Genomic DNA, 12,923 nt, shown 5'->3' with positions numbered 1-12,923 from the left:
ATATAGAGCCTGAATATGGTGAATTTAACTGTTAAAGCAAAAATATACTAGTTAAATCAACTAGAAAAATTTTGAGGGTAGTGCGATGCACGTTTTAGTCTTAGGTAGTGGTGTAATCGGTGTGGCGAGTGCCTATTATCTGGCACAACAAGGTGCAGAGGTTACCGTACTTGACCGTCAGACCGGGCCGGCTGAAGAAACCAGTTTTGGCAATGCCGGACAGATTTCTCCGGGTTATTCAACGCCATGGGCAGCACCAGGCATTCCGTTTAAAGCAGTGAAATGGATGTTCCAGCATCACGCACCATTGGCCATCAATCTGGATGGCAGTATGTGGCAGTTGAACTGGATGGCACAAATGCTGAAAAACTGTAATCCTGCCAGCTATGCCATTAATAAAGAGCGTATGACCCGTGTGGCTGAATATAGCCGTGACTGTTTGCGCGAATTGCGTAAAGAAACCGGTATCAGCTATGAGCATCGTTCTAAAGGTACATTACAGGTATTCCGTAACGAAGCCCAGTTAGAAATGGTGCAACGTGATATTGCGGTCTTGCAGGAGTGTGGCGTAGCACATGAATTGTTGTTGGGTGCTGATCTGGCCAAAGTAGAGCCAGCCTTGGCACATGCCCAGGATAAACTGGTCGGCGGTTTACATTTACCCAATGATGAAACAGGTGACTGTTATTTATTTACCAATGCCTTGGCCAATGTGGCCAGAGAGTTGGGCGTACAGTTCAAGTTTAATCAAAATGTTGAACGTCTGGTAATTGAGGGCGATGAGATTAAAGGCGTGGTGGTGAATGGTGAGCTGCTGACTGCCGATAAATATGTATTGGCATTTGGTAGCTATTCGCGTGATTTCTTAAAGCCCTTGGATCTGGATTTGCCGGTTTATCCAGTCAAAGGCTATTCACTGACTATTCCGATTGTTGATGCCAACTTTGCTCCGCAATCTACAGTACTGGATGAAACCTATAAAATTGCCATCACCAGATTCGACCAGCGCATTCGTGTCGGCGGTATGGCTGAGCTAAGTGGCTTTAACCATAATTTAAAAGACAATCGCCGTGCCACGTTGGAAATGGTCACTCAGGAATTGTTCCCGGGTGGGAATCTGGCAGAAGCGAGTTTCTGGACCGGGTTACGCCCAATGACCCCAGACAGTACCCCGATTATTGGCGCAACGCGTTTTAAAAACCTGTTTCTGAATACCGGACATGGCACCCTGGGTTGGACCATGGCCTGTGGTTCGGGCAAGTTGATCAGTGACATGGTGCTGAATCATAAAACCGACATCAGTACCGAAGGACTTTCACTCGGACGTTATTCACACGCGGCCTGAAGTGCTGTTTCAAGGAAGAATCTATGCCACGTCCAATTCAAGCTGTAGTGCATCTGCAAGCACTGCAGCATAATCTTGATATTGCCAAAGCCGCAGCGCCAAATGCCGAGGTCTATACTGTAGTAAAGGCCAATGCCTATGGTCACGGTATTGAGCAGGTCTATCCGGCATTTCAGTCTGCAGACGGTTTTGCCTTGCTGGATCTGGCTGAAGCGCAGCGTCTGCGTGCGCTCGGCTGGCAGGGCAAAATTTTACTGCTCGAAGGGGTTTTTGCTGCTGAAGATTTGCAACTCTGTGCAGACTTAAATCTAAGTTTCAGCCTGCATAGCCCCCATCAAATAGAATGGTTAAAGCAGTTTCAGCAGACCCGTCCGGATGTAAAATTTGAGGTGTATTTAAAACTCAACAGCGGTATGAACCGTCTGGGTTTTCAGGCGCACCAATATACAGATATTTTTAAGCAGGTTCAGGCACTGGACAATGTGCGTTCAATTATCCATATGACGCACTTTTCCGATGCCGATGGACAGCGCTTTGGCCAGAACGGCATTGACTATCAATATTCAGTTTTCACGCAAATCACTAAGCCCTTAGCCGGGAAAACCTCTGTCAGTAATAGCGCAGCCATCCTGCGCCATTCTCAGCAGCTTCAATCCGATATTGTACGTAGTGGCATCATGCTGTATGGCAGCTCGCCTGACTATCCCGCCCATAGCATTCATGACTGGAATCTACAGCCCGGCATGAGCCTGCGTAGTGAAATTATTGCCATTCAGGATATTCAGGCCGGTGAAAGTGTCGGGTATGGCTCCAATTTTGTTGCGGAGTGCGCCATGCGTATTGGTGTGGTGGCTTGTGGCTATGCAGATGGCTATCAGCGGATTTCAGCCACAGGTACCCCGGTTCTGGTGGATTCGGTACGAACCCAGGTTCTTGGCCGGGTCAGTATGGATATGCTCACTGTCGATCTGACGACTATTCCTCAAGCGACTGTGGGGAGTGAAGTGGTGCTCTGGGGTAAATCCTCCAAGGGTGAGGTTTTGTCAATTGATGAGGTCGCTGCTGGTTCAGGCACTGTTGGCTATGAATTAATGTGTGCCATTACTGCACGTGTAGCGGTGCGGGTCGAAAATTAAAACTCAATATTTAGCAAAAACAGAAGCAATAAAGAGGACAGAGAAGAATGGAACATACCGATATTCAGCGTATCAACAGCAATCAGGTCATGAGCGCTGTCACTATTCACAACCAGACCGTGTATTTGTCAGGGCAGGTGCCGGATAGCAGCAGTCAGGACATCGACGGTCAAACCCGTGAAGTGCTGATGAAAATTGAGCAGCTGCTCAAGCTGGCAGGTACAGACAAAAGCCGTCTGCTGTCAGCACAACTGTTCGTCAAGAATCTGGAAGATTTTCAAAGCGTGAACCAGCTCTGGATTGACTGGTTACAAGGACAGGGAACTCCGGCGCGTGCCACCATTCAGGCCGATCTGGTCAATCCAGACTGGCTAATTGAAATTGCAGTGATTGCAGCACAGCCTTAAGTTGCCCTAATTTTTATATCTCCCAACTTAATTTTGTAAGGACATCAGCTCCGGTCATTTAGCTTTTTAAATGGCACTACATCTGCAATCAGGATTTCAGGAAGGAATCCGATCAGATGGGCAAGGGGCTGATGCAAAAAAGGAACTAAAGATGAATACCACATCCTCTAAAGATGACGCAGCGCCGTCGCAACATGAGCTACAACGCAAACTGTCCAATCGCCACCTGCAGCTGATTGCCATTGGTGGTGCAATTGGCACCGGTTTATTTATGGGATCGGGTAAAACCATCTCTTTGGCCGGGCCTTCGATCTTATTTATTTACATGATTACTGGCTTTATGTTTTTCTTCCTGATGCGTGCATTGGGTGAAATATTATTGGCTAATTTGCACTACAAATCATTTATTGATATGGCACGTGACCTGATTGGCCCAGGCGCAGCATATTATATTGGCTGGTCCTATTGGCTCGGTTGGGTTCTGGTCGGAATTGCCGATCTAGCAGCGATCATTAATTATCTGAGTTTCTGGTTACCCGAAGGCATGGCTTTTACCCCAATCGGACAGGCTATGATCAGTGTCGGCTGTGTATTGCTGGTTCTGGGTTTGAACTTGCTGACGGTCAAACTGTTTGGTGAAATTGAATTCTGGTTTGCCCTGATTAAGATTTTAGCCATTCTGGGCCTGATCTTGATTGGTGGTTTCATGGTATTGAACCAGTTTCAGGCACCTGATGGCAGCACGGCAAGCTTTAGCCATGTCTGGTCAGGAGGTATGTTCCCCAAAGGGGTTGATGGCTTCCTTGCAGGTTTCCAGATCGCCTTATTCGCCTTTGTCGGGGTAGAGTTGCTCGGGACGATGGCTGCTGAAACTAAAGATCCGGAGAAAAATTTACCCAAAGCAGTCAATGCAATTCCAACACGGATTATCCTGTTCTATGTATTGTCATTGTTTGTAGTGATGTCGGTAACACCGTGGGATAAAATTCCTGCAGATCAAAGTCCTTTTGTCAGCTTGTTTATGCATGCCGGTATTGGCGCAGCGGCGATCATCATGAATCTGGTGGTCTTGTCATCCGTGATGTCTTCCATGAATAGTGGTGTATTCTCTACCAGTCGTATGCTCTTTGGTTTGGCACGTGGTCAGCAGGCACCGGCTGCCTTGGCACATCTATCAAAACGTTCTGTGCCAGCCAAGGGTTTAATGTTTTCATGTGCCTTTATTATGGCCGGTGCGGCTTTGCAGTACTTTGTGCCAAATACCCTGGAAGCTTTCACTTTGGCGACGTCGCTGTGTGTGATTCTGTTTATTAGTATTTGGGGTTTGATTATGGTGTGTTATTTACGCTACCGTAAACTACGTCCTGAACAGCATGCCAACTCTACCTTCAAAATGCCGGGTGGTGTATGGATGAGTTATCTCGTACTGACCTTCCTGGCTTTTGCGCTGGTTATTTTAAGTCTGGAACAAGATACGTTTAATGCATTAAAAATCAGCCCATTATGGTTAATTATTCTGGCAGTGACTTATTATGTCCTGTATCGACCGCGTGTCGCTGCAGCCAAGAAAGCTGCACTAGAAAGCCGGTAAAATAGCTCAAAAAAAATCCCCGACGAATCGGGGATTTTTTATTATTGCTGTATGGATTAGAAGGTCGGTTTAACCACAACCAGAATCACCACAGCAAATAAGATCAAGGTTGGCATTTCATTGAAATAACGCCAGAACTTGTGTGACTTGTAATGCGCATTTTCTATCAGTTTCTTGCGGTAATAACCACATACCAGATGATAAATCACCAGTAATCCCACCAGACCCACTTTCAGGTAAAACCATAAAGCTTCATGATAGTGACGCGTTGCATCACCCCAATCGACCAGAAAGTGCGCCGTGATAAGCGTGGCCAGCATGGCCGGCCACATGATGCCGCGATACAGCTTGCGTTCCATCACCTGAAAACGCGTATGGCTCACCGCATCTTCACTCATTGCATGGTAAACATACAGCCGTGGCAGGTAGAACAATGCAGCGAACCAGCACACCACAGCAATAATATGTAATGCTTTTACCCAAAGGAAAGCATCAGAAGGAGCATCCATCAAGTCACCCTAAAATGGGCAGCTTAGCCTTCCCATTTTTTGAAGATGAGACAAGCATTTACGCCGCCGAAACCGAAACTGTTACTCATCACAGTATTCAATTTTGCATCACGTTTTTCAAGCACGATATCAAATGGTTTTGCGCCTTCATCCAGCTCGGTCACGTTGATGTTTGGAGCAATAAAGTCATTTTGCATCATCAGGATCGAGTAAATGGCTTCCTGAACACCAGCAGCACCAAGGCTGTGACCAGTCATAGACTTGGTAGAGCTCAGTGCAGGGACTTTACCTTCACCAAACGCACGTTCCATGGCTTTCAACTCGGTCACGTCACCAGCAGGTGTAGATGTACCGTGAGTATTCACATAATCAATCGATTCAACACCATGCTGTTTGGCTTCTTCAAGTGCCATCAGGATACAGCGTGTTGCACCTTCACCCGATGGAGCAACCATATCTGCGCCATCAGAGTTGGCTGCATAGCCAACCACTTCAGCCAAGATGTTTGCGCCACGTGCTTGTGCATGTTCAAGGGATTCAAGCACTACGAAACCGCCACCACCGGCAATCACAAAACCGTCACGGTCAGCAGAGTAAGGGCGAGATGCAGTTTCAGGCGTGTCATTGTATTTAGAGCACAGTGCGCCCATGGCATCAAACAGCAGGCTTTGTGACCAGTGATCTTCTTCACCGCCGCCGGCCAGCATCAGGTCCTGTTTGCCAAGCTGAATCAGGTTGTAAGCATAACCAATGGCATCAGCAGAAGTTGCACATGCGCTGGTAATGGTATGTGCTACGCCTTGTAATTTGAAGGCAACACCAACGTTGGCGGTAATCGTGTTGGTCATGTTACGAGGTACAAAGAAAGGACCGACTTTACGTGCACCTTTAGTGTCTAAAAGTTCTTTCATTTCGATGACTGAAGCAGTCGAACCACCACCTGAACCACCAGCAATACCATAACGTGGATTACCTGCCAGATCTTCTTGTTTTAAACCGGCATGTTCAACTGCAGCAAGCGCCGAGTTGTAGGCATACATTGCGCATACGCCCATAAAGCGTTTGAGTTTACGGTCAATAGCATCGAAATCCTGTTCGGCCGCAGCACTCACATGACTTTTGAAATTGAGTTCAGCATAAGTCGGATTAAAACGTGTTCCTGAAATCCCGTTTTGTAAAGAATGATTCACATCCTCTAATGTATTACCAATGCACGAGTTAATACCCATGCCAGTGATGACAACACGTTTCATCTACAGATCCTTATAGTTTAGCTCTACGCTCAGCGGCAGAAATTGGGCCATATAAAATTGCCAAATCCGGCCTCTGGCCTTATTTCATGATGGGGAACATGATAGCAGAAAGACTTTTGAAATCTTATGGCAAATGTTATGCCGTGTGACAGTCGGTTGAGTTTGTGAGTCGGCATGTAGGGGTTTTACTAAATGAAACAGAATAAAGTTGAGATAAATGCTGACTACACCTAGTATTTATACCAAATACAAGCACCTGAATGCTGAGGTAAAAAATGGTAAATGCTAATAATAAACAATCTAATGGTCTGATTTCGAATGCCTTTGGAGTGGCGAAAAAGTTCAGTTCAACCGGATTGGATTTATTGAATCATGTTGCACCAGACTCGGTGACGAAAGTTCTCAAGCCGTCAGGTTCTGATCAGGCGATCGAAGGTTCGGCGAAGACCAAAAGCACTTTTTCAGCCAAAAAATATGATAATCCGCAGCAAATGCTTCGTGAGCACCTGCCAAATGTATCTCGCCAGCTTCTGGGACGCCGTTTTAATACCGTCAATAACGTGGCGCATTTTGTTTCTCCGGAACTGACAGAGAAAGTATCCGACTATTTTTATGACCGCCTGAACCAGTTCAGTAACCAGACCAGCTCGGTCGACGCCATTCTGGATGAGGCAGGAGCGAAAGACCTTGAGGAGCTGACTCAGGATGTCGATCGTTCTAAGCGTATTTCTCAGGCTTTTGGCGAGCAAAACAAATGGATCGCAACAGTACAGGGTGCAGTCAGTGGTGCTTCAGGGGTGCTCGGTACAGCGATTGATATTCCGGCTTCTTTGTTAATGGCGCTACGTACCATTTATCAGGTCGGCCGTTCTTATGGTTTTGACCTGAGTAAAGAAGATGATCAGGAAATCGTACAGCATATCTTTAGACAGATTGATCTGGGCCTGATAGCAGAGAAACAGACTTTGTTGTTGGGTTTAAAGGCCTTAAGCAATACCATTAAAACCCATGATATTACCCAGTTGCAGGCCATGTTGGGCTCGGACAATGACGTGTCTGCCCTGAAGCAATGGTTAAGCAGTCATGAGGGAGAGGCAAAATGGGAATGGATGCAGCGTCTGCCAAAAGTCTCTGTTCTTGAACATTTGACCAAGCTGACGCCATTGGCAAGTGCCGGTATTGGTGCAGTATACAGTCATCGTTTTGTCGATGATGTTAATCAAAAAGCTCAGGAAGCCTTCTCACATGCCCGACAATATCTAATCCAGCATCAAGATTCGCAATTGTCTCCGTATGCTGCCTATGAAAAAGCTATAAATTTACTGCAACAGGCTGCACCTAAATTATTGGACAGTTCAGCCCAGACCATCGAAACACCAAAAGACGAGCCAATTTTAGACAAAGAAATTGCAATTGAAGGGAATGACACGATTACCCAGGTCAAGCTGGTTAAAAAGGACCAAACTGATCTGAGTTCTGAAGAAGTTGAAGTGAAGAAAGATGAAAAGGTAAGCGAAGGCCTGAATGCACTGAGTGAAGAACTGGTTGAACCTGTTGCAGAGAAGCAGTCACAGCAGCCGGCTTTAACTGAAACTTCATTTGATCCGCAAATTGAAGCAGAACTGCATCCAGATAACGCGGTTGAAGTAGATGCTGCTGCAGCAACTTCAGAGCAGGCTACACAGCAGCAGTCAAATCCAGAGTCTGGGTCTGAAAATGCAGAGGCTTCCCCGGATACCCAAGATGTTACAAAAAAATCCGCTAAAAATTCGAAAAAACAGTCGAATTCTGAAGAAAAATAAAAGCATAGGATGTTGCGACAATTGGTCTCTGCTCGGCTTGAGCAGGTTGACCAATTTAGCATCTTGAATTACAATTGCATGCCCTCAAAAAGCAGTATGTTTTTGGGGCTTTTTATTAACGGGAGAATTGCCAAATGGCAACAACAAATCAGTTGATCCGTAAGGGTCGTACGACTTTAGTTGAAAAATCTAAAGTTCCTGCGTTGAAGGCTTGTCCACAGCGCCGTGGTGTTTGTACACGTGTTTACACAACTACACCTAAAAAACCTAACTCAGCAATGCGTAAAGTTTGCCGTGTTCGCTTAACTTCAGGTTTTGAAGTTTCTAGCTACATCGGTGGTGAAGGCCATAACCTGCAAGAGCACAGTGTTGTTCTGATCCGTGGTGGTCGTGTTAAAGACTTACCAGGTGTACGTTACCATACCGTTCGTGGTTCTTTAGACTGTGCTGGTGTTAAAGATCGTAACCAGTCTCGTTCTAAATACGGTACTAAACGTCCTAAGAAATAATTCATTCAGAATTAAATTTTAAGAACGTAGAACCGCAATCCTTTATCGTCTCGCTTGTCTGATTTCTGCATTTAATTTTGTGAAATTCAAGCGACGTGTAGTAAGGCCAGCGAATGCACATGACACTTTGTGCTAATGCTGGATAAACCTGAAGTGTCATCTTTATAGGTAGTTTAAAATGCCAAGACGTCGCGTAGTCGCTGCTCGTGAAATCCTTCCGGATCCTAAGTTCAGCAGCCAAACAATCGCTAAATTCATGAACCACGTAATGCAAGATGGTAAAAAATCTATTGCTGAAAGTATCGTTTACGGTGCTTTAGACCGCGTTCAAGAAAAATCTAAAGTAGATCCGGTTGAATTTTTCGAGACTACTCTTGAAAAAGTTCGTCCTATGGTCGAAGTAAAAGCACGCCGTGTTGGTGGTGCTACATACCAAGTTCCTATGGAAGTGCGCCCATCCCGTCGTACTGCCCTAGCAATGCGTTGGTTAGTAGATGCTGCTGCTAAGCGTTCTGAAAAAACTATGGCTTTACGTCTTGCTGGCGAGTTGCTTGATGCATCTGAAGGCAAAGGCGCTGCGGTTAAGAAACGTGAAGATGTGCACCGTATGGCTGAAGCCAACAAAGCATTCTCTCACTACCGTTTCTAAGCAGATAAAACAGGCCCTATTCAGGAGGGTGATAAAACCGTCATGGTTTTGTCACCAAAGCGCTTTAAGTTGCTATGCAGCTTAAAGCGTCCTGTTTTAAACAACAAAATTTAGGAATGCTAGAAATCATGGCACGTCAAACCCCAATTTCTCGTTACCGTAACATTGGTATTTCTGCGCACATTGACGCAGGTAAGACAACCACTTCTGAACGTATTTTGTTCTACACAGGTGAGAGCCATAAACTTGGTGAAACTCACGAAGGTTCGGCAACTACGGACTGGATGGAACAAGAGCAAGAACGCGGTATTACCATTACCTCAGCAGCTGTAACATGCTTCTGGAAAGGTATGGGCAACCAGTTCGAACAACACCGTATTAACGTAATTGACACCCCGGGACACGTTGACTTCACAATCGAAGTTGAGCGTTCTATGCGTGTTCTTGACGGTGCGTGCATGGTTTACTGTGCTGTAGGTGGTGTTCAACCTCAGTCAGAAACTGTATGGCGTCAAGCAAATAAATATAAAGTTCCACGTATTGCGTTCGTTAACAAAATGGACCGTACTGGCGCGAACTTCTTCCGTGCAGTTGAACAGGTTAAAACACGTCTTGGCGGTAATCCAGTGCCAATCGTTGTTCCAATCGGCGCAGAAGAAAACTTCCAGGGTGTTGTTGACCTAATCGAAATGAAAGCGATTATCTGGGATGAAGCATCTCAAGGTATGAAGTTCGAATATGGCGAAATCCCTGCTGAGTTGGTTGAACTGGCTCAAGAATGGCGTACTAACATGGTTGAAGCTGCTGCGGAAGCATCAGAAGAACTCATGGACAAGTACCTAGAAGGCGAAGAGCTGACTAAAGAAGAAATCGTTGCTGGTATCCGTAAGCGTACATTAGCCAACGAAATCCAACCAATGCTTTGTGGTTCTGCATTCAAGAACAAAGGTGTTCAACGTATGTTGGACGCAGTAATTGAATTCTTGCCAGCGCCGACTGACGTTGAAGCGATCAAGGGTATCCTTGATGACAAAGCTGAGTCTGAAGGTTCTCGTGAAGCATCTGACGAAGCACCGTTTGCTGCGTTAGCGTTCAAAATCATGAACGACAAATTCGTTGGTAACCTGACTTTCGTACGTGTTTACTCTGGTGTTCTTAAAGCGGGTAGCCCGTGTTATAACCCAGTAAAAATGAAGCGTGAGCGTGTTGGCCGTATCGTACAGATGCACGCGAACGACCGTCATGACATCGAAGAAATTCGTGCAGGCGACATCGCAGCGTGTGTAGGTCTTAAAGACACGACTACTGGTGATACATTATGTGATGAAAATCACATCATTACACTAGAACGTATGGAATTCCCAGAGCCAGTAATTGCACTTGCAGTTGAACCTAAAACTAAAGCTGACCAAGAAAAAATGTCAGTTGCTTTAGGTCGCTTGGCGAAAGAAGATCCATCATTCCGCGTACGTACAGACGAAGAATCTGGTCAGACTATTATTGCTGGTATGGGTGAGCTTCACCTTGACATCATTGTTGACCGTATGAAGCGTGAATTTGGCGTTGAAGCAAACATTGGTAAACCAATGGTTTCTTACCGCGAAACGATCAAAAAATCGGTTGAGCAAGAAGGTAAATTCGTACGTCAAACTGGTGGTAAAGGTAAATTCGGTCACGTATACGTACGTTTAGAGCCGATGGATCCAGAATCAGAAAAAGATTACGAATTCGTTGAAGAAGTTGTAGGTGGTGTAGTACCTAAAGAATTCTTTGGCGCGGTTGACAAGGGTATCCAAGAACGTATGAAGAATGGTGTACTTGCTGGTTATCCAGTAGTAGGCATCAAAGCGACATTGTTCGACGGTTCTTACCATGATGTCGATTCTGACGAATTATCGTTCAAAATGGCGGGTTCTTATGCCTTCCGTGATGGTTTCATGAAAGCGGATCCTATCCTTCTTGAACCAATCATGAAAGTTGAAGTAGAAACTCCAGAAGACTACATGGGCGATATCATGGGTGACTTAAACCGTCGTCGTGGTATGGTTCAGGGTATGGACGATCTTCCTGGTGGTACTAAAGCAATTCGTGCTGAAGTTCCATTGGCTGAGATGTTTGGTTACGCAACTCATATGCGTTCTATGTCTCAAGGTCGTGCGACTTACTCTATGGAATTTGCTAAATATGCTGAAACTCCACGTAACGTGGCTGAAGGCATCATTTCTAAGTTCCAGTCTGGCGGTAAAAAAGGTGACGACGAGTAATCTTTCGATTACTATAAGCCCAAACTAATTCATAGTTAAACCCAAGTGCTCATGCAGTGATCCTGCATGAGTAGTTTAAAAAGGAAGATCTCATGGCTAAGGCTAAGTTTGAACGTAATAAGCCACACGTTAACGTGGGCACAATTGGTCACGTCGACCATGGTAAAACAACTTTAACAGCTGCAATTGCAACTGTATGTGCGAAGAAATTCGGTGGCGAAGCACGTGATTACGCTGCAATCGACTCTGCACCAGAAGAAAAAGCACGTGGTATTACAATTAATACTTCACACGTAGAATACGATTCTCCAACTCGTCACTACGCTCACGTAGACTGCCCGGGCCACGCCGATTATGTTAAAAACATGATTACTGGTGCTGCTCAGATGGACGGCGCGATCCTTGTATGTGCTGCGACTGATGGTCCTATGCCACAGACTCGTGAACACATCCTGCTTTCTCGTCAGGTAGGTGTACCTTACATCGTTGTATTCTTGAACAAATGCGACCTTGTAGACGACGAAGAGCTTCTTGAGTTGGTTGAAATGGAAGTTCGTGAACTTCTTTCTACTTATGACTTCCCAGGTGATGACACTCCAGTGATCCGTGGTTCTGCTCTTCTTGCACTTAACGGTGACGAAGGTCAGTACGGCGAGCAAGCAGTTGTTGCACTTGTTGATGCGCTTGACTCTTACATTCCAGAGCCAGAGCGTGCAATCGATCTTCCATTCCTTATGCCAATTGAAGACGTATTCTCAATCTCTGGTCGTGGTACAGTAGTAACTGGCCGTGTAGAGACTGGTATCGTTAAAGTAGGCGAAGAAGTTGAAATCGTTGGTATCAAAGATACAGTTAAAACAACTGTAACTGGCGTTGAAATGTTCCGTAAACTGCTTGACGAAGGTCGTGCAGGCGAGAACTGTGGTGTTCTTCTACGTGGTACTAAGCGTGAAGACGTACAACGTGGTCAAGTATTGACTAAACCAGGTGCGATCAAGCCACACACTAAATTCGATGCGGAAGTATATGTACTTTCTAAAGAAGAAGGTGGTCGTCACACTCCATTCCTTAACGGCTACCGTCCACAGTTCTACTTCCGTACTACGGACGTAACTGGTGCGATCGCGCTTAAAGAAGGCGTGGAAATGGTAATGCCTGGTGACAACGTTGAGATGTCAGTAGAGCTAATCCACCCAATCGCAATGGACCCAGGTCTACGTTTTGCGATCCGTGAAGGCGGTCGTACAGTTGGTGCTGGTGTAGTTGCTAAAGTAACTGCATAATCACTAATTGTGTAAAAAAAGCGCCTCTTTGAGGCGCTTTTTTTTGTCTGGTTTTTTGTTAGACAATCTTTGCTGAATGTCCTTAACTGATAGTGTCATGACCTTAACTGCACTTATTTATACAATAGAAATCAATAAAACTAGGCTCAATAAAACCAATAATGGATTCAGGCAG

Annotated in this window: 11 protein-coding genes; 9 read left to right on the top strand and 2 right to left on the bottom strand. The window is 45.5% G+C overall.

The window, feature by feature from the left end:
- Positions 1–85 precede the first annotated feature (85 nt).
- The 4 genes from AC3IT7_RS11780 to AC3IT7_RS11765 all read left to right on the top strand — a co-directional run bounded on the left by AC3IT7_RS11780 (position 86) and on the right by AC3IT7_RS11765 (position 4,479).
- Entirely contained in the window at positions 86–1,345 is a 1,260-nt protein-coding gene (locus tag AC3IT7_RS11780; RefSeq protein WP_475653369.1) for a D-amino acid dehydrogenase, read from the top strand.
- Positions 1,346–1,368: 23 nt separating this feature from the next.
- On the top strand, positions 1,369–2,481 hold the full coding sequence (alr, locus tag AC3IT7_RS11775) for an alanine racemase (protein WP_489248593.1): 1,113 nt from the start codon (positions 1,369–1,371) through the stop codon (positions 2,479–2,481).
- A 47-nt stretch (positions 2,482–2,528) separates the two neighbouring features.
- Complete coding sequence (locus tag AC3IT7_RS11770; protein ID WP_475653371.1) at positions 2,529–2,888, top strand: RidA family protein; 360 nt, start codon at positions 2,529–2,531, stop codon at positions 2,886–2,888.
- Positions 2,889–3,039: 151 nt separating this feature from the next.
- On the top strand, positions 3,040–4,479 hold the full coding sequence (locus AC3IT7_RS11765; RefSeq protein WP_489248592.1) for an amino acid permease: 1,440 nt from the start codon (positions 3,040–3,042) through the stop codon (positions 4,477–4,479).
- 56 nt (positions 4,480–4,535) lie between these two features.
- Here the strand turns inward: AC3IT7_RS11765 and AC3IT7_RS11760 are convergent, their stop codons facing one another.
- The gene (locus AC3IT7_RS11760; protein ID WP_489248591.1) at positions 4,536–4,988 is read right to left on the bottom strand and encodes a CopD family protein; all 453 of its coding nucleotides are present in this window, start codon (positions 4,986–4,988) and stop codon (positions 4,536–4,538) included.
- Between the two features lie 23 nt (positions 4,989–5,011).
- Entirely contained in the window at positions 5,012–6,241 is a 1,230-nt protein-coding gene (locus AC3IT7_RS11755; RefSeq protein ID WP_475653374.1) for a beta-ketoacyl synthase N-terminal-like domain-containing protein, read from the bottom strand.
- Positions 6,242–6,516: 275 nt separating this feature from the next.
- Here AC3IT7_RS11755 and AC3IT7_RS11750 point away from each other — a divergent pair, with 275 nt between their 5' ends.
- The 5 genes from AC3IT7_RS11750 (at position 6,517) to tuf (ending at position 12,748) form a co-directional block, all read left to right on the top strand.
- Complete coding sequence (locus tag AC3IT7_RS11750) at positions 6,517–8,043, top strand: EcsC family protein (RefSeq protein WP_489248590.1); 1,527 nt, start codon at positions 6,517–6,519, stop codon at positions 8,041–8,043.
- 134 nt (positions 8,044–8,177) lie between these two features.
- Entirely contained in the window at positions 8,178–8,552 is a 375-nt protein-coding gene (rpsL, locus tag AC3IT7_RS11745; protein ID WP_002050319.1) for a 30S ribosomal protein S12, read from the top strand.
- Between the two features lie 178 nt (positions 8,553–8,730).
- A complete protein-coding gene (rpsG, locus tag AC3IT7_RS11740; RefSeq protein ID WP_004279240.1) occupies positions 8,731–9,201 on the top strand; it encodes a 30S ribosomal protein S7 in 471 nt (156 codons plus the stop codon).
- 128 nt (positions 9,202–9,329) lie between these two features.
- Positions 9,330–11,465: an elongation factor G gene (gene fusA, locus AC3IT7_RS11735; protein ID WP_475653377.1), complete on the top strand. Its 2,136-nt coding sequence runs from the start codon at positions 9,330–9,332 to the stop codon at positions 11,463–11,465.
- Between the two features lie 92 nt (positions 11,466–11,557).
- Positions 11,558–12,748 (top strand): elongation factor Tu, encoded by a 1,191-nt coding sequence (gene tuf, locus AC3IT7_RS11730; protein WP_489248589.1) that lies wholly within the window; start codon positions 11,558–11,560, stop codon positions 12,746–12,748.
- The last annotated feature ends 175 nt before the right edge of the window (positions 12,749–12,923 follow it).

The organism is Acinetobacter sp. KH_038, assembly GCF_057839405.1.
This window is presented reverse-complemented; position numbering and strand designations above follow the sequence as displayed.